The sequence below is a fragment of the Bacillus sp. 103mf genome, from assembly GCF_900116295.1.
Lineage (GTDB): Bacteria > Bacillota > Bacilli > Bacillales > Bacillaceae_G > Bacillus_A > Bacillus_A bruguierae.
The window spans coordinates 51,591-74,177 of the sequence record NZ_FPAF01000015.1; the positions used below are offsets into that span (position 1 = coordinate 51,591).

24 protein-coding genes and 2 pseudogenes are annotated in these 22,587 nt (G+C 37.0%); 10 read left to right on the forward strand and 16 right to left on the reverse strand.

Annotated features, from left to right (window positions below):
• The first annotated feature begins 61 nt into the window (after positions 1-61).
• Together BM350_RS21790 and BM350_RS21795 are read left to right on the forward strand one after the other, a co-directional pair.
• On the forward strand, positions 62-514 hold the full coding sequence (locus tag BM350_RS21790) for a 2-thiouracil desulfurase family protein (protein ID WP_090918430.1): 453 nt from the start codon (positions 62-64) through the stop codon (positions 512-514).
• Positions 515-665: 151 nt separating this feature from the next.
• Positions 666-1,478 carry a hypothetical protein gene (locus BM350_RS21795; protein WP_090918428.1) on the forward strand — a complete coding sequence of 271 codons (813 nt, stop codon included), beginning with the start codon at positions 666-668 and terminating at the stop codon, positions 1,476-1,478.
• 393 nt (positions 1,479-1,871) lie between these two features.
• Here BM350_RS21795 and BM350_RS21800 read toward each other — a convergent pair whose 3' ends face one another.
• Positions 1,872-2,027, reverse strand: a complete 156-nt coding sequence (locus tag BM350_RS21800) for an FbpB family small basic protein (RefSeq protein WP_090918426.1) — start codon at positions 2,025-2,027, stop codon at positions 1,872-1,874.
• 170 nt (positions 2,028-2,197) lie between these two features.
• Between BM350_RS21800 and BM350_RS21805 the strand changes: the two are divergent.
• Positions 2,198-2,566: pseudogene (locus BM350_RS21805) on the forward strand (FtsX-like permease family protein); the annotation flags it as partial.
• Between the two features lie 208 nt (positions 2,567-2,774).
• Here the strand turns inward: BM350_RS21805 and BM350_RS21810 are convergent.
• The 6 genes from BM350_RS21810 to BM350_RS21840 all read right to left on the reverse strand — a co-directional run bounded on the left by BM350_RS21810 (position 2,775) and on the right by BM350_RS21840 (position 9,775).
• Positions 2,775-5,279 (reverse strand): right-handed parallel beta-helix repeat-containing protein, encoded by a 2,505-nt coding sequence (locus BM350_RS21810; protein ID WP_090918424.1) that lies wholly within the window; start codon positions 5,277-5,279, stop codon positions 2,775-2,777.
• A 44-nt stretch (positions 5,280-5,323) separates the two neighbouring features.
• Positions 5,324-5,524: a hypothetical protein gene (locus BM350_RS21815; RefSeq protein ID WP_090918422.1), complete on the reverse strand. Its 201-nt coding sequence runs from the start codon at positions 5,522-5,524 to the stop codon at positions 5,324-5,326.
• A gap of 751 nt (positions 5,525-6,275) precedes the next feature.
• Positions 6,276-7,529, reverse strand: coding sequence for an ATP-binding protein (locus tag BM350_RS21820; protein WP_090918420.1), 1,254 nt, complete (start codon positions 7,527-7,529; stop codon positions 6,276-6,278).
• 475 nt (positions 7,530-8,004) lie between these two features.
• Positions 8,005-8,358, reverse strand: coding sequence for a HesB/IscA family protein (locus tag BM350_RS21830; RefSeq protein WP_090918416.1), 354 nt, complete (start codon positions 8,356-8,358; stop codon positions 8,005-8,007).
• 45 nt (positions 8,359-8,403) lie between these two features.
• Positions 8,404-9,270 (reverse strand): diaminopimelate epimerase, encoded by an 867-nt coding sequence (dapF, locus tag BM350_RS21835; protein WP_090918414.1) that lies wholly within the window; start codon positions 9,268-9,270, stop codon positions 8,404-8,406.
• Positions 9,271-9,535: 265 nt separating this feature from the next.
• Complete coding sequence (locus tag BM350_RS21840; RefSeq protein ID WP_090918412.1) at positions 9,536-9,775, reverse strand: YuzB family protein; 240 nt, start codon at positions 9,773-9,775, stop codon at positions 9,536-9,538.
• A 578-nt stretch (positions 9,776-10,353) separates the two neighbouring features.
• On the opposite strand from BM350_RS21840, the gene BM350_RS21845 reads away from it, so the two are divergent.
• Positions 10,354-11,424 carry an NAD(P)/FAD-dependent oxidoreductase gene (locus BM350_RS21845; protein WP_090918410.1) on the forward strand — a complete coding sequence of 357 codons (1,071 nt, stop codon included), beginning with the start codon at positions 10,354-10,356 and terminating at the stop codon, positions 11,422-11,424.
• 36 nt (positions 11,425-11,460) lie between these two features.
• Here the strand turns inward: BM350_RS21845 and BM350_RS21850 are convergent, their stop codons facing one another.
• The 3 genes from BM350_RS21850 to BM350_RS21860 all read right to left on the reverse strand — a co-directional run bounded on the left by BM350_RS21850 (position 11,461) and on the right by BM350_RS21860 (position 12,926).
• On the reverse strand, positions 11,461-12,258 hold the full coding sequence (locus BM350_RS21850; protein ID WP_090918407.1) for a nucleotidyltransferase domain-containing protein: 798 nt from the start codon (positions 12,256-12,258) through the stop codon (positions 11,461-11,463).
• The gene (locus BM350_RS21855; RefSeq protein WP_090918405.1) at positions 12,246-12,536 is read right to left on the reverse strand and encodes a hypothetical protein; all 291 of its coding nucleotides are present in this window, start codon (positions 12,534-12,536) and stop codon (positions 12,246-12,248) included. The genes BM350_RS21850 and BM350_RS21855 overlap by 13 nt, the downstream gene beginning before the upstream one ends.
• An 81-nt stretch (positions 12,537-12,617) precedes the next feature.
• The gene (locus BM350_RS21860; protein WP_090918403.1) at positions 12,618-12,926 is read right to left on the reverse strand and encodes a YuzD family protein; all 309 of its coding nucleotides are present in this window, start codon (positions 12,924-12,926) and stop codon (positions 12,618-12,620) included.
• 181 nt (positions 12,927-13,107) lie between these two features.
• Here BM350_RS21860 and BM350_RS21865 point away from each other — a divergent pair.
• Positions 13,108-13,323 (forward strand): annotated as a pseudogene (locus tag BM350_RS21865) (NifU family protein); the annotation flags it as partial.
• A gap of 155 nt (positions 13,324-13,478) precedes the next feature.
• Here the strand turns inward: BM350_RS21865 and yutH are convergent.
• A complete protein-coding gene (yutH, locus tag BM350_RS21870; protein WP_090918401.1) occupies positions 13,479-14,480 on the reverse strand; it encodes a spore coat putative kinase YutH in 1,002 nt (333 codons plus the stop codon).
• Positions 14,481-14,596: 116 nt separating this feature from the next.
• Here yutH and BM350_RS21875 point away from each other — a divergent pair, with 116 nt between their 5' ends.
• Positions 14,597-15,088 carry a phosphatidylglycerophosphatase A family protein gene (locus BM350_RS21875; protein ID WP_020063076.1) on the forward strand — a complete coding sequence of 164 codons (492 nt, stop codon included), beginning with the start codon at positions 14,597-14,599 and terminating at the stop codon, positions 15,086-15,088.
• Positions 15,089-15,138: 50 nt separating this feature from the next.
• On the opposite strand, the gene BM350_RS21880 is transcribed toward BM350_RS21875, so the two are convergent.
• The gene (locus BM350_RS21880) at positions 15,139-15,612 is read right to left on the reverse strand and encodes a GNAT family N-acetyltransferase (protein ID WP_090918399.1); all 474 of its coding nucleotides are present in this window, start codon (positions 15,610-15,612) and stop codon (positions 15,139-15,141) included.
• A gap of 172 nt (positions 15,613-15,784) precedes the next feature.
• Between BM350_RS21880 and BM350_RS21885 the strand changes: the two genes are divergently transcribed.
• Entirely contained in the window at positions 15,785-16,366 is a 582-nt protein-coding gene (locus BM350_RS21885) for an NAD(P)H-dependent oxidoreductase (RefSeq protein ID WP_090918397.1), read from the forward strand.
• Between the two features lie 158 nt (positions 16,367-16,524).
• Here BM350_RS21885 and BM350_RS21890 read toward each other — a convergent pair whose 3' ends face one another.
• The 4 genes from BM350_RS21890 to BM350_RS21905 all read right to left on the reverse strand — a co-directional run bounded on the left by BM350_RS21890 (position 16,525) and on the right by BM350_RS21905 (position 20,298).
• Entirely contained in the window at positions 16,525-17,901 is a 1,377-nt protein-coding gene (locus BM350_RS21890; protein ID WP_090918395.1) for an MFS transporter, read from the reverse strand.
• Positions 17,902-18,295: 394 nt separating this feature from the next.
• A complete protein-coding gene (locus BM350_RS21895) occupies positions 18,296-19,060 on the reverse strand; it encodes a TIGR01457 family HAD-type hydrolase (RefSeq protein ID WP_090918452.1) in 765 nt (254 codons plus the stop codon).
• 92 nt (positions 19,061-19,152) lie between these two features.
• The gene (locus BM350_RS21900; protein WP_090918393.1) at positions 19,153-19,788 is read right to left on the reverse strand and encodes a helix-turn-helix transcriptional regulator; all 636 of its coding nucleotides are present in this window, start codon (positions 19,786-19,788) and stop codon (positions 19,153-19,155) included.
• A 69-nt stretch (positions 19,789-19,857) separates the two neighbouring features.
• Entirely contained in the window at positions 19,858-20,298 is a 441-nt protein-coding gene (locus BM350_RS21905) for a DUF86 domain-containing protein (protein WP_090918391.1), read from the reverse strand.
• 148 nt (positions 20,299-20,446) lie between these two features.
• Here BM350_RS21905 and glpX point away from each other — a divergent pair, with 148 nt between their 5' ends.
• From glpX to BM350_RS21925, 3 genes are all read left to right on the forward strand, one after another.
• Entirely contained in the window at positions 20,447-21,418 is a 972-nt protein-coding gene (gene glpX, locus BM350_RS21910) for a class II fructose-bisphosphatase (protein WP_090918389.1), read from the forward strand.
• A gap of 15 nt (positions 21,419-21,433) precedes the next feature.
• A complete protein-coding gene (locus BM350_RS21915; protein ID WP_090918387.1) occupies positions 21,434-21,700 on the forward strand; it encodes a DUF3055 domain-containing protein in 267 nt (88 codons plus the stop codon).
• A 370-nt stretch (positions 21,701-22,070) separates the two neighbouring features.
• Positions 22,071-22,571: an Hsp15 family protein gene (locus tag BM350_RS21925; protein WP_090918385.1), complete on the forward strand. Its 501-nt coding sequence runs from the start codon at positions 22,071-22,073 to the stop codon at positions 22,569-22,571.
• The last annotated feature ends 16 nt before the right edge of the window (positions 22,572-22,587 follow it).

The window sequence follows — 22,587 nt, forward strand, 5'->3', positions numbered from 1 at the left end:
TAAAGGTGGAGAAAGATTTTATTGTATGATAAAAATAAATTCATCAAACTGAGGTGGAAAAATGATTGTAATCAGTGCATGTTTAACTGGAATTGCTTGTCGCTATGATGGAAACGATAATTTCGTTACAAAAATCCAAGAACTACTCGAAAAAGAAGAGACAATTCTTATTTGTCCGGAAATATTAGGTGGATTACCAACGCCTCGCATGCCTGCTGAAATCACGGGAGGCAACGGAGATGATGTGCTAGATGGAAAAGCAAAGGTTATCGATCGCAGCGGAAATGACGTGACAGAAATCTTTATTGCAGGTGCTTACAAAGCATTAGATCAAATCAAAGATTTAAACCCTGAGTATATTATCCTAAAAGAACGCAGTCCGTCATGCGGAAGTTCTGTCATTTACACGGGTAAATTTAATGGACAAAAACAAGATGGTTACGGCGTTACCACTGCATTATTTAAACGACATGGTTTTACGGTTATTTCAGAAGAAGCATTTACCGAAAAATAAGGCGATGCCCTTTATTCCTCTCCTTATTCATTTTTTCCGTATTTCTCCATTCGTTTGCACAATAAATATCTATATAACAAGAAATACAAAGATAAGCCATATTCATTATCATTAATATAAAATATATTATTAAGAAGCAGGTGAACTGGGAGTGAAGAGAATAAAATGGGCTGTTTTCATTTTAGTGTGTAGCATACCACTATTTCTATTAAGTGGTTGTTTTACAGAAACAAAACTAAAAAAACCAATAGGAGATTATTTGTCAGAAAGCTATGGAATAAAGGATGGAGATTTTAAAATTCTTTCTGCTGATAATAATTGGTTTGAAGGTATTGATCATCAAACTTATGTAGAAATAAAAAAACCCTACCACACTTTTGCTTATTTAATTGTAGATAGAAATTCACATGAAATAGATAAAAATAGCGGCGATGATGTTTTCTTAGAAATATTCAAAGGAGCGTATGTTAAACAACATCGTGATGTTTTGAAACAATCTGATAAGATTATAAAAAAATATAACTTATTAAGTGAATCTCCTAATGACTATGACAATGGGAAACAAAATTTCTATTACTATTTACATATAAATATAGATGAACAACAAGAAAAAGAATTAATTACAGACTTCAAAAAAGAACAAAAATTAAACACTGACAACATAATAAAAACATTAAAAGTTAGTAAACCTAGAGATAATGCCGATCATATAGGAGTCATCAATTTTATTTACTATTACAACACCTATAAAAATAACGGAAGTGTACCTAAAGCCCAAAGCATTGTGGATGATTTTGAAAAAAGTCACGTGTTAACAGAAGGTGTTTATAACGTAGCAGTTAACACTATATATTCTAGTCCTGAGTCTATACAACAAGGGATGGATAGTAGAAATAGTAATGTCATGTTCATCGTAGATAAATCAGGGAAATTTAAAGCAATGGAACCAAATTCGAGTTTTTAGAACCCGATAACTTCGAAAATGGCGACGAAATCTGATAATCCATCTATATACTCATTTACCGTGACAGTTAATGCCACAAAAGTCCATTTAAAAAGAAAAAGAAGATAACCACTTACTATATATAGAGGATTGTCTTCTTTTTCTTTTCTATATAAATAAGATTTTCATCCCTTACGCAAACCATATAAATTCATTTTAATTTTTTGACATATAAGTTACTACTATGCAGAATACAACATGACCTGTACTCGCTTGTGGCAGGAAAAAGCACTGACCGCTTCTATGCACGGTCAGATGCTCTCGTCCCCCGTTTTTATCCCGCATTAACGGGCAGTAAGACCCCCACTGACGGAAGTTTCACTTTATGTCGATTTTTACCTGTATATAGCCTTATTATGAGGCTGGTTTGTTAATTACATAACGTTGTTCAATGCGTTGTTCAATTCTTTCCAACTCTCGTTTATCATTCAGGATCTTTTGTTTATTTTCCTGTACTAATTCTTTAAAGGATTTATTAAGTAATTTACAATGCTTTTTCACAATAATCATTCCTCCTTATTTTCTATGAAACCAAGATGTAGAATGAAAAAACACATAAAACTTTTCGCTTCTTGTAAAAAATTTGTCTTTATTTGTCGAAAAATTCTACTTAATTAAATAATACTATACCTTTTTCTTTTTCAAAAGGTAATTTTTTGAACATTTCGTGAAATTAACGAACTATGGTAATAGGGATTGTATTTTTTGTTTTTGCCATTAGCTTTTTGTACTTCCGTTTATTCACAGATCTAGATCGAGATAGAAGACAGTATCAAATGCTTTCTAAAGTGGGGTTAACGGAAAAAGAATTGAAGAAGGTTGTAACACAACAAATTAGTGTGTTATTTTTTGTACCAATTGTAGTAGCAGTAGTTCATAGTGGTGTAGCATTTATGGCACTACAATATATAGCGCAGCATAAACACGTAGATTTATCAGTTACTCAAAATTCCATTTTCGTATTCACAGGGTTTATATTTGTACAAATTACTTACTTTTTGTTTATTCGAAGAAATTACTTACGTCAGTTACTTCGCTTTGTGGGCTGAGATTCCATATGATTTAAATATATTCAAATTAATAGTGTAGGCTGATTATTGGCTTACACTATTTTTTTATACAAAATTAAAAGAATACTCTTAAGTAACAGTTTTTTTAGAATAATACTGTTAGCGTGGGGGGTTTCCGAAATGCTGGCGGTACCCCATATAGAAGAAACAAAAAAACACGCGGTGTAGGTGCACCACGTGTTTTCAATTAATTCGGAAGCTCCTGATTCCCGTTTACAATATCCTTTGGCTTTACCTTCAAAAATGCCTTGTGTAAGATGTTGTTTTGAACGCGATAAGCTGGTGCATTGACGCCGCCGTAAATCGTGCTAATACCTTCAACCGCTGCACCTGTTGTGATGGTATTGCCAGTGATGTTTGCTTGTTGGCCCTGGAACGGTTTGTCTTTATTCCAATAGTCTCCCACTTTGATAACCGCTTTGTTCATCCCTGGCAGTAAGCCAGAGGTAATCGTGTTATTGACAACATTGATTTGTTTCCCCATTGGGATATTGAGTACAGTTGTATCACCATTGATATCAAATCGAGAGTTTTGAATTGTAACATTTGCGTCTTTGTTTCCGACGTTAAATGTCCCTTTTGCTGCCTTAAATGTACAATTTTGAAAGATGTAAGTGCCGTTATAGTCGACATGTGTACCACCAGTCGCAGTTGGACTGGATTCAAACATGCAATTGTTATAGGTCCCTCGTACGAATGAAGTGCCAGGGTGATTGAGCACTTTCAAGTTGTCAAAAGTACTTCCGTCTGGTGCTTGGCCGCCCACTCTTCCTCCGTTTATGGTTACATTACTTACATGAACAGGGTTGACCCACACATTTAAATCCATATTGTTTAATGTAAGGTTTTTCGCTTCGATTCCAAACGGGACACGACTTGAAAGACTAAACATCGTTTTATCAAATGTCATGCCGTCTACCACCGCGCGAGGTCCTGTGATGCTCATCAGTCCATCCTTTATGCTGTTTCCTTCAAACGTGATATCGTGATAGGCGTAAATACTATTGGCATCAAATGTATTATTCTTGATATATGCATTTGTGAATGGTTCGGAAACAGCTAAACCGATTTTCCCTCTTGATCCGAAGTGATTCCCTTCAACAACCCCATCATGTCCATCATATAAAATGACATCGTATTTGTTATTGTTGTAGAATTTGTTGTTTTTGATGAAGATGTTTTTGTTCATCATCCCGTTTTCACCGTATCCGCCCTCTACGTCAATGCCAGATTCAGGCGCAACACCTTTAATATCATGGAAGACACTGTCTGTGATGGTTACATGGTCCGCGCCTCCCACTGTGATGCCTTGACGCCGATTAAAGGAAAAGTCAGAATGTTTTACGGTCACATTCTTTGCTAATGCCTTGCTCCAAAACTCCCCGTATACACCGCTCGTATTTGCTTTTTTAAACACCGCTTTAAAGGACGCTGCAGATTTTGGAATTTGAACCACTTCTTTTCCGGTATTGACACTGTAGCTAGATAAGAAGGAACCATCTGCTTGATAAAAATAGACATCATAGAGATACGGCAAATTTTTTGCATTTGGCATTTCAAAATAAGGTTCTGTTTTGAGGATGTCCTTTGTGAATGGGATCGGTGCTTTCAATCTAATTTTCGTTGGATCTGCCACTTTGTTTCCATTTTTATCAAGAGAACCCGATTCAAAATGATCTGGATAGATGTCTTGCAATAACGTTCCTTTCCCACCAATACCCGCACCATCACCTGTGAAGTTTGTTGCTTTAACGCCGTCAATTGTCAAGTTTTTGGCCGCATATACAGAAATGCCGATTCCATTTTCATGCGTACCAGGAAAACTCGGTCCTTGTTTTTTCGAATAGTCATGCGTATCTTTATCACCTTTGTACGTCCCGCCTTTTAATGTGACGTTGTCGGCGCCGTACCCAACACATACAGTTGAATATACTTCTCTTGCGTTTGTTTCTTTTTGAATCACAGCATTTTCATCTAACCAGAATGTGATATTCGGAACCATATTGATACACGCGGAAGGGTCATTCGACAAAGCAGGATTTTCTTTTTTTACCATGTACGTTCCTGCTGGAACCTTGAATGTTTTGAGGGCATTTGCTTTTGCGAATTGGAGTGCATCGTTCATTCCTTTTGTCGATTCAATCGGATGCGTGCCATCGTTTGAAATATGCCATTTTTCTTGCTCTTTTTTGTTTAATTCATAGAAAGTACCATCTTTTTCTACCGTTTTGAGGGCAGCTTGTTCACCTGCCGCCGCCTTTACTTGCACGTTCCCATTTTTCAACCTGCTTCCGTTGATCGAAGTTTGAAATAGTCCCTCTTTATTTGCTGTAACGTCTGCAGAAACTTGTTTTCCATCTGCATCTGTCACTTCAATGTGAACAGGCGTATTTGCTTCTGCCGTGCCTTCTACTCCGTAAGAAGATTGATTGTTGTAAATCATATGTTGTAAATTTCCGAGTGCTACGTTTGTTTTTTTTGTTTCTTTTGTTTGTTTTGCCGCTATTTGGGTAACAGGATTACTTGTGAATACCCTATTTGTTTGCACGAAACGCTTTCGCCCTGCACCGTCCCATTTTTCGTATTTATTTGCGACATGCACCGCGGTAATTGGAATCGGTTTCATGGTATTCCCATTTTCTGTGTGCAAACTATTTTGAAGCAATAACAATAGAGCTGTCATCACCATCATCGATACTTCACCTCTTTCTATATAACCATTTCAAATTAATCGTTTTAAGATTGTTTGTTGGGATCTGATTTATCCCTTTCTTTTAACTTTTTCTCTACATTGTAAACGATTGTAATCATACATAGAATCATAAGCGTCACGATTCCAATTGTTGTATAAGGACTTCTCCATAACAAGCTAACGACGCTTCCGATTACAATCATAAAATAGCCGCTTCTTTTCAAAACATTGATTCCACACGACATCTACCGTTTCCCTTTTTCTTGATGAAGAAAAGAAATTTATCGTTTATTTAGATTATTTTTATTATAAGATATAAAGGAATCAGGAAAGGCGAGAGTTTCACCGTTTTTATTTTATTCACGAAAAAACATGATACCATTAAGAAAAACAATTTGGCAAGGGGGAACAATATGAAACACGTAATCAAATCAAAAAAGCAAAGAAACCATATGATTATTCCTTTGCTTGGTATTTACTGGTTCGTTGCACAAAACAAACATCTTTAGCAAGATTTCGTAAGATATTTGGGGATAAGAAACTTTGAATTTCTTGAGCAAATAGTTGTAATTCATCAGATACAGAAATAGACATACAAAAACGCCATCCTTTCCTATGATTCTGCAGAAAGAATAGCGTATTTTTTCATTTTAGGGGGTATTTTGTTTTATTAGCTTGATAGCGATGTGACGGTACCCCTGTTAGCTCATATTTTAATTATCCTTACACTTAGCGTACAGAGTACTAGTTAAATCATTTCCAAAATATGTCTAAATGTACAATTTTCTTTTTTTGATATGGTGAGGCCTAATAAATCCATTTTGATCTCCCAGCATATAAGCCGCCGTTATGCAGAACAAAATATGACCTACACTCACTTTCTCCCGTTGTTTTTATCTTCGCACGTGGCAGAAACAGACCCTGACTGCTTCTATGCATGGCCAGTAAAAATGGGTTTAATCAAAAAGAGCGTCGAGCTTTGGACGCTCTTTTTGATTAACAAGGTATAATGATAGAAAAACATGTTCCTTTTCCTTTTGTACTCTCTATTTCTATATCTCCATTTAGCTCTCTAATAATGCTATACGCAATCATAGTACCAAGCCCAGTTCCTTTTTCTTTTGTTGAATAAAATGGCGTGGCAATTCGCTTTATTTCTTTTCGAGACATTCCAATTCCTGAATCAATAATATCAATTACAATATTACCCTTAATTTTTTGTGCACGAATTTGTAATACTCCACCATCTTTCATAGCTTCAATTCCATTTTGTAAAATGTTAGTTAAGCACTGTTTTAATTTTTCAGGATTCGCATTTATATACAAACACGCTGGAATATCTCTCTTTATTTCAACATTGTATGAAAACGCTAGTGGTGAAATAATATTGGTTACTTCCCGAAAAATACAACTTATATTTAGTAGTTTTTTTATCGTATGTTGTGGTTTTGTGAGAGATAAATAATTATCGATAATCAATTGTACTTTTTCTAATTCCATTAACATAATTTTCAAGTACTCATCTTGAGATGTTTTTGAAATTTCAATTTCACGGAACAATTGAGTGAATCCATATACAGTAGTCAGCGGGTTATGAATTTCATGTGCAATCGATGCAGCTAATTCACTAGCTGTATAAAATTTTTCAGCTCTTTGAATTTTTTCTTTCATTTTAAATTTCTCGATCATTCCCTCTACTAAATAAACAGACAAGAATCCTGTGAAGGCGTTGACCACTACATAATTAATCAAAAATCCAATAAAAACAGCTTCGATTTTACCATTTATTTCAATTTGATTCATTATCGCAAAGATAGAAAAAGAACTAGTACAAATCAAAAGCAATAATGTGTTGAACAATACCTTTTTTCTCCTAAAATAAATGGGTAGAAAATAACGTAATATTGTCGTAATAGCTGTAATTACAGTATATATAATAACTGATGAAAAAAAGCCGTTTCCACCTAAATAAAATCGATAAGCAATATATACAATACTTATACAAATAACGCTTCTTGTGTTTCCATATAGAAGCACTAAAAGAATAGGAATAAAACGCAAATCATAAATATACCCATCATGTAAATGAATAGGGAATGTCATACAAAGAACAATTGCAACCGATGAAAGAAAAGAAATGAGTATGTTGTTACGTGCTTTTTTTTCTGTTTTATCTAACCAAAATACTTGATAACTAAGGATACAAATTATAATAATAAATGCATTTAATAGTAGTGTAGAAATTCCCATATTCTATACCTCCCTAATTTTTTGTAAGGGGGATAATACACTCTTCCTCAAAAAAATATTTTAATTTTATATTACGTTATTTCAATTTATTAGTTCGTTACGTTTCCCGATTTTAAAAATACTAAATAGGTATACGTGCTTTTGATCGTTTATATTCGTTAGGTACAAAGAAAAATTTTTTTGGGTACAGACGTACAAGAAAGAGGAAATGGGAAAAACTTCACGATTACTTTCTGAAAATTCTGTTAATTCAAAAAGACAAACCATCTTCTCTTCTATATAATTGACTTTATAATAACATGAAAATGAGCAAATAACAACAAAAACACTCGAATTTCTACTTTTTTCGCCATTTTTACTCTTTCGTTCCATCCAAAATAAAAACCCTCTTAACGAATGAATATTGTAATTCACCGTCAAGAAGGTCGGTATTATTAATCCTTATAGATGCGCACTACACAAATATTATCTAATGTTAACATTCCTCAGGCTTACCGGCATTCGTCGCTGTACGGAAAGATGATCCACAGCCGCATGATGCGATTGCGTTTGGATTGTCGATTGTAAATCCACCGCCAAGCATTGATTGCTTATAATCGATTTTTATTCCTTTTACAATTGGAGCACTTTCTTTATCAATAACAAATTCAACACCGAAAAATTCAAGAACTGTATCGTCTTCATTTGGTTCTCTTTCAAATCCTAAGCCATAAGAAAGACCGCTACATCCACCGCCGTGTACAGCAAGGCGAACGTATCTTTCTCCTTCTTCAGCGTCTTTTAACATATCTTTAATTTGATGTGCTGCTTGTTCTGTTACAGTAATCATAGAATTCACCTTCCTTCCTTTCTTCTCTCGTTCTATTATACATCTTTACTCTTCAATCTTATAATAATATACACCGCTGCAAGTGACTTCTGCTGGACCATTCATGAGAACTGTTCCTTCTTCTGTCCATGTAATCATTAAATCTCCGCCTGCTAAATGAACAGTAATCTCTTGTCCGCGCTTCATCTTTCTATTTAAGATTGCAGCTACAACCGCAGCACATGCCCCTGTTCCACATGCTTGTGTAATGCCCGAACCGCGTTCCCATACACGAAAATGCATTTCACAATCATTCAGTACTTCAATAAATTCTACATTTACGCTTTCCGGAAACATCTCATGTGTTTCTAATACAGGTCCTAATGTTGTAAGCGGTGCTTCTTCAATATCATCTACAAAAATAACAGCATGCGGATTTCCCATTGAGACAGCTGTAAATGTGTAACGGTGGTTACTGTAAAGGAAATCTTCACGAATAAATGGTATTTCTCCTTCACCTAACATCGGTAAATCAATGCGTTTTAATCTAGGTGCTCCCATATCAATTGTTGCCGAGGTTACAATTCCATCTTCAGCTTTTACTTCTGCTGTAACGATTCCTGCTAACGTTTCAATCATAAAAACAGTCTCTTCTACTAATTTATGCTCATATGCGTACTTTGCAACGCAACGCAATCCATTCCCGCAGCTTTTTCCTTCTGAACCGTCTTTATTAAAAATACGCATTTTCACAGGAGCAATGTCAGAGGGACAAATTAAAATCATTCCGTCGGAACCAATTCCAGTATTCACATCCGATACTTTTTCAGCAACTTTTGCGAGATGCTCTTCTGCAATTTGTTCTTCAAACATATTTATATAAATGTAGTTATTCCCAAGTCCGTGCATTTTTGTGAAAGAAAGTTGTGCCATATTATTTCACTCCAAAATTTTTGATTGTTATAAGTATAAAATGAGCGCTTTTGGAAAACAATAAGAATGTCCCCCGTTTCTCATATTCAACGACAATTTTGGTGTAACAATGTCGTACTTACACATATTGTGTAAGCAAAAAGCCCTTCAAAAAAGGGCTTTCTTTTTTGTCTATATACTAAGCAACTGCTGCACTTGTTATAGCCTGTTCTTTCGAAGTGATTTTATGCGTTCAAATGAAAAGGCGCTACCTCGTTGCAGCACCTTAAAACATCGGATTTTCATCTAAATAATCGTATACATTTTTCACAAGTTCATCCGGTGTTTCACCTTTTACAACTTCACCGTTTACGAGCGCATACGGCCCTTCAAAACAAACGCCGCAATACCCAAGACAGCCATACTCAATCACATCTAAATTCGGATCTTTCTCTAATTGTTCACGTGCCTTTTGCGCACCGCTTGCAAGGTTGCTAACACAAAATTCAATTAACGGTTTAATCAACCTCAATCCCCCCCTATATCTATTTCAAAGCTTGTTTTATAACAGTAAGCCTAAGATGTTTGTCTAAGTCCAGCGAAAACGATTAAAATATTCAATCGTTTCATTTGTTAACTCTTAATAAAAAGCGTTTACTGGCAGGAAACTCCATAATTCTACTAATTTTGAATGAGCCACTTCCACTTTTCTTCTTATCCAGTCCCAGCGGGTATATAAATCCTTTTTAATTTTTTGACATATAAGTCAAAACTATGCAAACAAAGACATGACCGCTACTTGCTTTCTCCCTTTGTTTGAAACCTCGCATGTGGCAGTCAAAGGTCCTGACCGCTTCTATGCACGGCCAGATGCTCTCGCCCCCCTATAAAGAAAGGGGTTTTATGTCGTTTTTCTATTTGTATTTATATAGAATGGCCTTTAACATCGCTTTCACTTTCTTATTATTGTACAACAGAGTATGTATTCACGCATTGTTATTTGCTTCTAAATTCGATATAATTTTAATGAGTAAAGTCAAAATATTTTTGTAATATAAAATTTTATGATTAGGGGATATTTCAACAGAAAAGGGGTAATCCATCATGAAGCACCTCGTAATACTAGGTGGCGGCTACGGTGGAATGAGAGTTTTACAGCGTCTTCTTCCGAGCAACCAACTTCCAGATGATGTTCAAGTGACATTAATCGACAAGGTACCGTATCACTGTTTTAAAACAGAATACTACGCATTAGTGGCAGGAACGATTTCTGAAACGCATATTCGCATTCCATTTCCAGAGCATCCACGACTTAATATTCAATATGGTACTATAACCAACGTTGATCTAGAAAACAAAGCTGTTCATCTTGAGGGCGGTGAAGTTGTCAATTATGATGACTTAATTATCGGACTTGGCTGTGAAGATAACTATCACAACGTTCCAGGAGCGAAGGAAAATACATATAGCCTTCAATCCATTGAGCAAGTTCGTCAAACATATCAACAACTAAATGGTTTAGAACCACATGCAACAGTTGCTGTTGTAGGCGCTGGACTAAGCGGTGTTGAAGTAGCAAGTGAGCTTCGCGAAAGCCGTCCAGACTTAAACATTTATTTATTTGACCGAAAAGATCGCATTCTTTTCCCATTCCCAGAGAAATTAAGTAAATACGTAGAAGAGTGGTTTTTGAAGCATAATGTTACAATTGTTCGCAACTCGAACATTACAAAAGTAGAACCAACTATTGTGTATAACCACGATGAACCACTTGAATGTGACGCAATTGTATGGACAGCTGGCATTCAAGCGAGTGAAATCGTTCGTAATCTACCTGTCGAGCATGATAATAGTGGTCGGGTTGTATTAACAAAGCATCATAATATTCCAGATTACGAGAATGTATATGTGCTAGGTGACTGCGCTGCGCTGCCACATGCACCATCTGCACAGCTTGCAGAAGGTCAAGGTGAACAAATTGTCCAAATATTATTAAAACGTTGGAACAATGAAGCATTACCAGAAGAGCTACCTGTTATTAAACTAAAAGGTGTTCTCGGTTCTCTCGGGAAAAAACACGGATTCGGTTTACTCGCAAATCAGCCATTAATGGGCCGCGTACCGCGTCTTTTAAAGTCAGGTATTCTTTGGATGTACAAACATCATAATGGTTAAAAAATAAAAGAAGTTCACAAAAAATGTGAACTTCTTTTATTTCCTACACTTCTTCTTACATTCCTCTATCCCAAATAATAAATACTGCTTCGTCAGCTTAGCACGTTTCCATCTCGATAAAGACGGTTTCATTCCTTCTTTTTGACGTACCCGGTACACATCTTGAAGAAGCGGTTCCCATTCTTTAAAACATTTCATCATATATTGCAGCCCTTCATCTTTAGAAACAATCCGTTCCATCTCTAGCGTGTATATAATACGTCCTATTGTCACAACTGCAAACTCTACCCATTCTGTAGATAAAAATAAATATGGACGCTTTACTTTCTCACTCCAATATTGTTCCACATTGTATTTCATTGTGCTTACAACATCATCCCACGTTACTACATATGGAAGCTCGTCTGCTTTTTGACCCAAAATCGTAATACCGCAATTCTTTATCATCCACCACGTCACAGAATTAATGTCCCAATAGCCTTCATTTATTTTTCCATCTGAATAATATAGATACGGTGACATCTCATGATTTTGCTTTCCTACATCACCAAGCGGAATATACATCCCATCCATTCGTTTACCGAGGTCATGTGTATAAAGCCTCTTATGTAATTCACGTATTTTCACTTTCTCTGCTTCACTGACTTGTTCTGTCATCACCGTTACAAAGTCAATATCACTCGTTTCCGGATGAAATGCATCTAATGCTAATGAACCATACAAATACACACCAATTAGCTTTTCTTTTGAAATGATTTTTTGAAGTTCGTTCACATATTGGTCTAATAAGAACTTTGCTTCTTTTGGTATAGAATGCTCCGTTACGATAGCCATAAGTATACTCCTAACGCTGCTGTCATATTAGGAATTGCTGCAAATGCGTTCGTTTTAGCAGATTGAAAGCGGGATTCTTTTCGCGTTGGCTTTGCCGAGGCAAATGTCCCCCTTGCTCCTAAAATAAATCCATCTATACAAAGAAATACTGCACTAGCTAAGAAAAAGACGCCCAGCCAACCTGCTAATGAGTAAATCGCTGCTGCATCCTCTTTCATACAAGCAATACTGCTAACTAGAAAAAGCCCTATAATCCCCATTACAAATCCCTTCTTCATCTCATTCATCCTCCAAAGCACAGAAAAAGCCCTTGCGATTTGTAGTCTAAGTTGCAAGAGCTCTGTGAGTGATAAGTTATATTATAAATATTTCTCAATTTCTTCGTATACATCCTTTAAGCGAGGATTTCCTTCTCCGACAATCTCGTTATTCACAAGAACAACAGGATAAAATAAGTCTTCTTCCATAACACGCTCAGCAAAAGCTCGTTTTTCTTCCTCCTCTTGCTCCTCATGAATATCCACATATTCAAAATGAAACTTATCTTCTTGTCCTTCATATTTTCGTCCGATTGCTGCTTGCAGCCATTCATACGTTTCCGTTGAAGACGGCATTCCAACGCAGCTCGCACATACAACTTTCGCGCCGTAAACACTAACTTTTATCATATTTTCTCCCCCATTTGCACACACATTTCTTTCCACATCTTATTGTCACATATAAGCAGGAAACTTCCATAAACTATCTTGACAATATAAGAAAGATATTAAAAATAGATTTTCCCCTGTATCTTGATTATAATAAAACTGATGAAAGGAGTCGATAAAAATGGAAAACGAAAACTTACACGAACAAGTAGTAGAAGTATTAGATAAATTACGTCCATTCTTACTTCGCGATGGCGGTGACGTAGAATTAGTAGATATCGAAGACGGTATCGTTAAATTACGCCTTCTAGGTGCTTGCGGCAGCTGCCCAAGTTCTACAATCACATTAAAAGCTGGTATCGAGCGTGCTCTTTTAGAAGAAGTACCGGGTGTAATTGAAGTAGAACAAGTATTTTAATTTAAAAGCGGAAGCGGCTTGCTCAGAACAGGAGGAGGATGGAGCTTCTGACATAGAGGCGCTTTTTGCCTCGACGGAAGACGCGAATCCACCGACTGTTCTAGCCGCTAAAGAAAAAAGAGACCCACCATGGTCTCTTTTTTCAAAATTACATATTACGTAAGCCAGTCAATCTTGCGAATTCCTAACCTATCAATAGGTAAGCGAATAAGATCATAAAACTGCTGAAGAAACTGTTCCGATTGATTTACACGTCGCAAAATCGTTTCTAACCGATCTTGGTATACATACTTTTGCGTTTCATTTCCAGTTAAGTAATAACCTTCGATGGTTTCAAAATAATGAAGCGGAAAGAGAAGACGGGCAAATAATAAACGCCAGCCAAACGAAGATAATGAATAGTTCCGTTCGTAGTCGGTTAAGAACTGGACAATCGTTTCTTCCCAGTTCTCTCTTTTTTCAAAAGAAATATGACGTACCCATTCGGCTAAATCACGGCTTGGATGGTCATATACCCAATCAACTGGCAGCTTTAATCGTTTCGTTTGCTGCCAAAGTAATGGCGTAAATCGTTCCTGACAAATTGTTGCGGCATCAGTAGGTTGAGGATTATCATCAATTTCTGTATCTACTACATATTGAATCGCGTTTTCGGCAAGACCTAAGTAGTACGGAAAAGATTCAATAAATAATTGTTCAAACACATCAGTAGGGTGACTTGCTATTTTAGATTGCCAAAAACGTTCGAGTTGATCTAATCGTTTTTCCCAGAGCGACTTCCATTCACCAATTCGGCTGAGATGTTCAATTTCTTCTGAAAAGAATGCACCGCGCTTATGAAATAATGATAACTCACTTCCTAATGAAATGACATTACGCTCTAACGTGCGTATTCCTTTTAACAAACAATAATTTGTTTCTTCTATCTCACTAACGTAATAACCTTGTACGTTTGGCACAAACGTCGCAACGGTAATATCACCTTGCTGATTCATATAATCACTTAATTTTTTCATTTCAACAAGCTCTTCTTCTTGCAAATGACCGGCAGGAAGAAGCACATAAATTTTATTACGAACCCAAAAGCTTTTATAAGGACCAAGAGGTGTAAATTCCTTGACGTGTATATGATAGTTCTCATAAATATGTTGAATCATCGTACTCGCCACCTACATTTTTTCTATATATATATGAGCTTTTAATTGAATTTCATTCCTATGCACATCATACACCTATACGTATACAATATAAAAAAGAAAAAAAGGTGATAAACATGACACAACGAAATGAACTACAAGAAAGAGCATTACAGTTACTACAAGAACGCGGTGTAAAAATTGACGATATTGCAGAACTCGTTCATTTTCTTCAAAAAAAATATCATCCAAATTTAGCAATGGAAGAATGTCGTTATAATGTAGAACGTGTCTTATCCAAACGTGAAGTACAAAATGCCCTCATTACAGGAATTGAATTAGATGTTCTTGCCGAAAAAGGTTTACTAAGTGCACCTCTTCAAGACATCATTCACCGCGATGAAGGATTATACGGAGTAGACGAAGTTGTCGCCTTATCCATCGTCAACGTATACGGCTCAATCGGTTTCACAAATTTTGGCTATATCGATAAATTAAAGCCAGGTATTTTACAATATTTAAACGATAAATCTACAGGTAAAGTTCATACATTCCTCGATGATATTGTTGGAGCGATTGCTGCTGCTGCTTCAAGTCGTTTGGCACATAGGGCAGCACACGCTGAATAATACAAAAACAAGAAAACCAGCTTCTATATAAAAAGAGCTGGTTTTCTTATTTATTTCTCCTCATACTCCATAAGCTGAAATTCTCTACCTCTGTTCACAAAAGACACTTTCTTTTGAAAACCTGCTTTCACATATAGATGAATAGCCCGCTCATTAAAAGCCGCAACGCTTAACCGAATTTTCTCTGGCTTAAACTCATCCTTCGCAAACTGCAATCCTGCTTGTAAAAAAGATATCCCCAGCCCCTTTCCTGTTAATGCTGGTTTCATCCCAAGTCCGATATCCACAACGCGCTCACCTGTGTATAACTTCGCATCTCTTCCGCCTGGCACCTGTGCGTTATCCCCAAAACAAAAATAACCGATGAATTTATCCTGCTCATCACAAACACCGTAATATGTACCATCAAGCAATTCTTTTAACGTTTCATCTTCCCCAGTAAAACTATACAGTTCATACGGGGTCTCATATTGCCATGTATTGATTTCTTTCGCTTCTTCGATTGTAAGGTTATGAATGTTCATTTGTATGTTCTCCTCGCTTTCCTTATACCTATTCGCTCACACGAAAAGAAATCCTGTTATACAAAGCATCTTCTTTGCTATCCCCCTGACAAGTAACTACAATAGTTACAGAAGATGTTTTCAACTGATTTTGAACATACTACTCACATATCCACATATAGGAGGACTCGTAATGAAACATTTAATCATTTATGCACACCCGAATCCACAAAGTTTTAACCACGCAATTCTAGAAACAATGCAAGGACAACTACAAGAAAAAGGACATGAAGTGTGCGTTCGTGATCTTTATGCGATCAACTTTAATCCTGTATTAGCTGCCAATGATTTCATTTCATTTTCACAAGGAAATACACCGGCTGATATTCAAGCTGAGCAAGAGCATATTACGTGGGCAGATGTAATTACCTTCATTTATCCAGTTTGGTGGACAGGTCTTCCTGCCATCTTAAAAGGGTATGTAGATCGTGTATTTAGCCACGGATTTGCTTATGCATACGGCGCAAATGGTATTGAGAAGTTATTAACAGGTAAAAAAGGCCTATTATTATCCACAATGGGCAATTCGAAAGAAAATTATGAGGCAAGTGGTATGTTTGAGGCAATCAAGAAAACAACTGGTGCAGGGATTTTTGATTTTACTGGTATTGAAACGGTAGAGCACGCTTTCTATACGAGCGTCCCGTCTGTGGATAATGAGACGAGAAAACAATACCTTGCAGAAGTGAAAGAGCTTATGAATCGTTTGTTCTAATAAAAAACCACCTTTTGAAGGTGGTTTTTTTAATTCCCAATAATCTTAGGGGTATATCTTTGCAGAACTTTTTCTATGTAATCATCTCATACAAACTCTTGGAAAAATTTCCGTGGAATAAAAGAAGCCAAACATTGTGTTCGGCTTCTAAACATCCATTACAATTCATTTCTTCTTCGACTATAAGCTACTGTATAGATGCTTGCACCAATTAATACAGCAACAATAAAAACGAGTAGTAAATTACTATACAAGTACGTTTTCGCATTTTGTATAGTGGAAAGTAACGGATATTCTAAAATATGTTTTGTTAATAACCCACCAACAATCGCTATCCCTAGTCCTTCTGCTAAGAAGCAGGCGAAGCTAAGAAATCCCATACCTGCACCGACTTCCTTCGGTCCCAGAGCATCCGCAACACTCGTAGAAATGACTGTTTTAACGAAGGAAAGTCCACCAAACATTAGAATTAGCATACCTGAAACGAACCATGGGGTTTGATCTGCAAATAATGAAAGGATAAAAAAGCTCGCAATAATGAAAGATGAGCCAAGCCACAGAACAAATGTCGTTCCTCGTCTATCAACTAGGCTACCACCAACAATGCCGAATGCCATTACACTCATCGTTCCTGGGAATATAACCCACCCAATCATACTTGCAGACAGTTGGTGTACACCTCTCATCATATAAGGAATCATTGATATACAACCTGCCACGGTACCTAGGAGAACACAACCAGTTAGCACTCCCAACATAAACTTTCGGTTCATCAATAATCTTGGTTCTATAAAAGGCTGTTCAACCTTGTGTATATGCAAAGTGAAGCCTACAAACAACACAAAACTAATCGCCAAATACAACCAATTATATTGCGTTGTATATATAGTAAATGTAACAATTCCACAGGACAGTAACACTATCCCAAAAATATCTATCCTCTTCCCCTTTATGGATTCATTCGGAAGTTCTTTTAGAAAAAAGGGGATAGTGAAAAGTGTCAGCATCGGAATCAGAAAAAGAACGGGCCACTGTACATAATAGGCAACCGTCCCGCCAAGAGCTGGGCCTATTCCTTCTCCCATAGCTACCAACGAGCCAATTATGCCAAATGCTTTCCCTTGCTCTCCTGATTTCACGTAGCGTGCAACGATTACCATAACAAGCGCTGGCACTGCTGATGCACCAACCCCTTGAATAAAACGCGCAGCAATTACAGCAAGAAAATGAGAATGTGCGAATACACCTAAAAGTGATCCGCCACTGTAAGCAAGCAGACCAAAGACAAGTAATTTCTTCACACCATATTTATCACTTATTGCTCCATACGTGATTGACCCAATAGCAAATGAAATCATAAAACTTGTATTTACCCAGTTAGCCAAAGACGGTGATATACCAAGATCTTTCGCAATATCAGGTAAAACTACATTAAAAACCATTTCATTCAATACACTGAAGAAAGCAAGAAAACCAAGCCATAGAAAAGCTTTCTTCACATCAGTAAACACATAATTCGGTGAATCTTTTTCCATTAGGATGATACCCCCATATTAAAGGGGAACCACGCAGTTTATAGGGTAAATGATACGCTTTCCCCTTGAATTTGTACCCTCATCATTTTTGTGCACTTCATACATACTCCTCCTCATCACATTTGTTCCAAATTATACCATCCATCTATTTAGCAAGAAAGAAAAAAAATCTCACACAATTCGACCACATGAATCTTTTGGTTATAAAGTGAAACTTCCATCAGCAAGGGTTTTTCCCCCACCACCGATGGAAAGCCCACCCAATCGGACTTTTACGGGCAGTTATCCCCAACCTTTCTTCTTTGATTCTCTCTTAATTTTGAGGTAGGGGACTCACTGCCCACGAATAGCGGGATAAAAAAATAGGCAACCATTTACGATTGCCTATCTCTTCTTACATCTTCTTAATCCACTCCGTCAAACTGTGGACAACATGCGTTGGCTGCACGTCGTATTCTGTTAATTTTTCCACAGATGTGACTCCTGTGTGGACAAGTAGTGTATCCATGCCCGCATTCATGCCTGCCAAAATATCCGTGTCATAGTTATCCCCAACCATTAATGTTTCTTCTTTCGTTGTTCCGAGTACTTTTAATGCTTGCTCCATAATAATGGATTCTGGTTTACCAATGAAAATTGGATTTACTGTTGTGGATACTGTTACAACGGATGTTAAGGAACCGTTCCCTGGCAATAAGCCGCGTTCTGTTGGAATCGCAATATCACCATTTGTTGAAATGAATGTTGCCCCGTTTCGAACAGCTAAACACGCTTTTGCCAATTTTTCATACGTAATTTCACGATCTAGCCCAACAACGACAAAATCAGGATTACTATCCACAAGTGTGAATCCTTTTTCCACAAGTGCATCACGTAAACCTTCTTCCCCAATCATATATACAGAAGCATTTTGTTTTCTTTCATATATAAAGTTCGCTGTGGCCATGCTTGTTGTAAATACTTGCTCTGGTGTAGCCGGAATATCAAACTGCACAAGCTTGTCTGCCACTTGCTCTGGTTTACGCGTCGAGTTGTTCGTCACAAATAAATAAGGTAAGTTACGCTCTTGCAGCGCCTTTATAAAATCGCTCGCCTCTTCAATGCGTTCTTCGCCTCGGTACATCGTTCCGTCTAAATCAATTAAATAGCCTTTATACACAGATGTCACTCCTTCTTGATACATACTCTCTTCTTATCGTATCCTCTTTTCCAAAAGAAAAAAACGCTTTTTCAAAAAGCGTCCCATAATGTTCATTTTTTTTCTATGATTTGATACGAACAGAAACAGTCTCCCGCGCACATACTCGATAATACTTTTACATCAGCGGTTGGCAATAGCTTATTATACATACTTTTCTCATCATGACAAATTTGAGGAAACTTTTCAGCTACCTCCATTAACGGACAATTTTGTTTTTGTAGTATGAAAGAATGTTCACTTTCTTGTTCTACGCGCACCATATACCCATTTTTTTCTTGCATGATTGCAATTTCTTTTAAGCGCTCTAATGTTGTTTCCTTTCGATTTACACGTTTTGCTAATTGTTCTTCCATACGGTCTGTTCGCGCCTGCAAAAGTTTCTTAACAAGTTCTTCATCGCCAATACGCTGCAAATCTTCTAGCATTTCGACTGCAAACTGCTTATATTGTTTTGGAAACAAGTCTTCTCCTTTTGCACTTAAACAGTAGACATACATTGGTCTCCCGACATGTTGCCGTACCATTTTCATTTCAATGAGCTTATCCTTCTCAAGCTTACTTAAATGACGACGCACGGCCATCTCTGTAATTTGCAACGCTTCTGCTAATAACGAAACCGTTTGTTCTCCTCTTACTTTCAAAAGTTGAATAATTTCCTCTCTTGTGGAACGTGCCGCTTCCCCCATTTCTTAACTCCCTTCGAAAAAGCTCTAACGGACAGCATACATCATGGTCCATTAGAGCTAAAACATAATCTATTCTCCCACAAACGCAGATACAGGACCAAGCTCTTGTTCCAAATACCGGCGAATATTGACAGGGTATTGTTTTATCATATCAATATGTTTTTGCACTGTATGATACACTTCTGTATGGTTCATACTTACATAATCCTGCACAATCATTTTTCGAAGACGAACGACCTCTTTTAAATGTTCTCCTTCTTCATTTGTAACAACTTTTTCATCCATTAAAATATCAATAATATCTTCATAGCTACCCGGATCGCGCATAATAAATCCATCAATCATGGCATTGCCTACATCTAAAATAGAATCAATCATAAGATGCGCCATACGCTCTAATGCATATTCCTCAAGCGCTCCCTTGTATTCTTGCTTTGTTTGAAATGCTGCAACAACTTTCTCTAAACACTGTAACATTTGTTCAATTTTTTTACGGTCTACAAAGTACATATATGTCACCTACCTGGAAATTAAAGCATTTTCATTCCCAATTGTAACCCTTTATTCAAAAAAAATCGACAATTTTTCGAATTCACCTTTTTCCGGTTCTTTGTTATAGTTATATTTGTATGATTTTCGGAATTGGAGGAATGTCACAATGGAACGTGAACTCGCATTAGAAATTGTCCGTGTAACAGAAGCAGCAGCCCTTGCATCAGCACAATGGATGGGCCGCGGGAAGAAAAATGAGGCAGATGACGCTGCAACAACTGCAATGCGTACAATGTTTGACTCTGTTAACATGGCAGGTACTGTTGTGATTGGCGAAGGGGAACTTGATGAAGCACCGATGCTTTACATTGGGGAAAAGCTCGGAACAGGAAACGGTCCAGAAGTAGACATTGCCGTTGACCCGTTAGAAGGAACAAATATCGTAGCGAAAGGTCTTGCAAACGCAATGGCTGTTATCGCTGTCGCTGATAAAGGAAACCTTCTACATGCTCCTGATATGTATATGGAAAAAATCGCGGTTGGTCCAAATGCAGCTGGTAAAATTAGCTTAGATGATCCTATTGAAAAAACAATTGAAATTGTAGCAGAAGCAAACAATAAAAAAATTCGTGACTTAACAGTTATCATCCAAGAACGTGAACGTCATCAAGAAATTATTAACCGTGTTCGGGCAAAAGGTGCACGCGTAAAATTATTTGGTGATGGTGATGTTGGTGCATCTATCGCAACAGCTCTTCCAGGCACAGGAATCGACTTATTTATCGGTACTGGCGGTGCCCCAGAAGGCGTTATTTCTGCCGCTGCGCTGAAATGTCTTGGCGGAGAGATGCAAGCACGTCTCGTTCCAATGAATGAAGAAGAAGCCGCACGCTGCCTTGCAATGGGTTTAGAAAACCCACGTCAACTGCTAATGCTAGATGATTTAGTATCCGGTGATGATGCAATTTTCTCAGCAACAGGTGTATCTGCTGGCGAGTTATTAGACGGTGTGAAATTCCTTGGCGGCGATTTAGCTGAAACATATTCGATCGTTATGCGTTATAAAACAAGAACAGTGCGCTTTATTAAAACGCACCACCATTTAGATCATAAACCACACTTAAATTTAGATATTTAAAAAGGAGTCATGTTCATGGGAGAACGTTTTTTTCTTTACGATGACACAGTAGAAACAAAAACGCGTTTCGTAAGCTTTATGGGAGAAAACGAGCGCCACGATTTAGCGCTTTTGTACTCCGATCGTCATTATGGCAAAACAATCGTCCTTGATATGCAGCGCAATAAGTTTGCGATTATCGGTCGTGACGATTTAGAAGAACCTGGCTACTTAGAGCATGCATTTTCGATTTCTGAAGAAAATGCAGAAGAATTACGTTCATTTTTATTTGAACTGATGTAATCCAAATCACCGGCTTGTAATAGAGCTGGTGATTTTTTATGTTATTTGTTTTGAATTTTCAGTTTAATGCGTTATACTAACGACAAATCTATTTGGATAGAAAGGATGTCACACTACGTATGCCAACATTTACTTTGTAATGGATCAGCAACTGGATAGCATTACTCTCAAAAAAGCACAACGCTTTTTTCAAGGGAGTAGTCTGCCCAATTCCCATTACAAAGGAACGTAGCACATCTGCAGTATGATTGTTACGAAGGTTCCTCACAAGGGAACCTTCTTTTATTTTTCTCTTTTTTCTATATTTCATACCGCAAGACATCCAAATAGATGTCTCACGTTCCTTTATCTAAATACGAGGTGAAGGAAAATGCAGAACGTACAACTTTTTTGGAACTTATATAAAACGGAATTAGAGACAACTGTTGAAAAACATTGTAAAAATTGTGGTCACACAGCTCTTTTTACTGATACGCACATTCGCAGGCATAACGCGAACGGTAAAAACATTTACCGTTTTGCGATTTACAAATGCGCAAAAGGACATACGTGGAATAAAAAGTTACACATTTATAAAACACATTCTGAGCACGTGGAAACAGTCGACACCTTTCAAGAAGAAAGACAAGAAACGCTAAACAACATTTCAATTACCCCCTATCAAAATGGGGGAACAACTGAACTAACCATTCTCTTAGAATCCGTGCACGGAGTGTTTCGCATCGATAAAGTATTGGCAACCTATATTTCAGAATGGAGCCGTACAGTAATTACAGAAAAAATTAAAGATGGAGCTATTCAACTAAACGGTCAACAAATTAAACCAAATGCCAAACTTGCAGCTGGTGACTGTATTTCTATATATATGTAATTTGAATCATATCGAA

Coding starts and splice junctions, on each gene's coding strand:
- BM350_RS21790 (WP_090918430.1), top strand. CDS start 62: ATGATTGTAATCAGTGCATGTTTAACTGGAATTGCTTGTCGCTATGAT.
- BM350_RS21800 (WP_090918426.1), bottom strand. CDS start 2,027: ATGATTATTGTGAAAAAGCATTGTAAATTACTTAATAAATCCTTTAAA.
- BM350_RS21810 (WP_090918424.1), bottom strand. CDS start 5,279: ATGATGGTGATGACAGCTCTATTGTTATTGCTTCAAAATAGTTTGCAC.
- BM350_RS21815 (WP_090918422.1), bottom strand. CDS start 5,524: ATGTCGTGTGGAATCAATGTTTTGAAAAGAAGCGGCTATTTTATGATT.
- BM350_RS21820 (WP_090918420.1), bottom strand. CDS start 7,529: ATGGGAATTTCTACACTACTATTAAATGCATTTATTATTATAATTTGT.
- BM350_RS21830 (WP_090918416.1), bottom strand. CDS start 8,358: ATGATTACTGTAACAGAACAAGCAGCACATCAAATTAAAGATATGTTA.
- dapF (WP_090918414.1), bottom strand. CDS start 9,270: ATGGCACAACTTTCTTTCACAAAAATGCACGGACTTGGGAATAACTAC.
- BM350_RS21845 (WP_090918410.1), top strand. CDS start 10,354: ATGAAGCACCTCGTAATACTAGGTGGCGGCTACGGTGGAATGAGAGTT.
- BM350_RS21850 (WP_090918407.1), bottom strand. CDS start 12,258: ATGGCTATCGTAACGGAGCATTCTATACCAAAAGAAGCAAAGTTCTTA.
- BM350_RS21855 (WP_090918405.1), bottom strand. CDS start 12,536: ATGAAGAAGGGATTTGTAATGGGGATTATAGGGCTTTTTCTAGTTAGC.
- BM350_RS21860 (WP_090918403.1), bottom strand. CDS start 12,926: ATGATAAAAGTTAGTGTTTACGGCGCGAAAGTTGTATGTGCGAGCTGC.
- yutH (WP_090918401.1), bottom strand. CDS start 14,480: ATGATTCAACATATTTATGAGAACTATCATATACACGTCAAGGAATTT.
- BM350_RS21875 (WP_020063076.1), top strand. CDS start 14,597: ATGACACAACGAAATGAACTACAAGAAAGAGCATTACAGTTACTACAA.
- BM350_RS21880 (WP_090918399.1), bottom strand. CDS start 15,612: ATGAACATTCATAACCTTACAATCGAAGAAGCGAAAGAAATCAATACA.
- BM350_RS21885 (WP_090918397.1), top strand. CDS start 15,785: ATGAAACATTTAATCATTTATGCACACCCGAATCCACAAAGTTTTAAC.
- BM350_RS21890 (WP_090918395.1), bottom strand. CDS start 17,901: ATGGAAAAAGATTCACCGAATTATGTGTTTACTGATGTGAAGAAAGCT.
- BM350_RS21900 (WP_090918393.1), bottom strand. CDS start 19,788: ATGGGGGAAGCGGCACGTTCCACAAGAGAGGAAATTATTCAACTTTTG.
- BM350_RS21905 (WP_090918391.1), bottom strand. CDS start 20,298: ATGTACTTTGTAGACCGTAAAAAAATTGAACAAATGTTACAGTGTTTA.
- glpX (WP_090918389.1), top strand. CDS start 20,447: ATGGAACGTGAACTCGCATTAGAAATTGTCCGTGTAACAGAAGCAGCA.
- BM350_RS21915 (WP_090918387.1), top strand. CDS start 21,434: ATGGGAGAACGTTTTTTTCTTTACGATGACACAGTAGAAACAAAAACG.
- BM350_RS21925 (WP_090918385.1), top strand. CDS start 22,071: ATGCAGAACGTACAACTTTTTTGGAACTTATATAAAACGGAATTAGAG.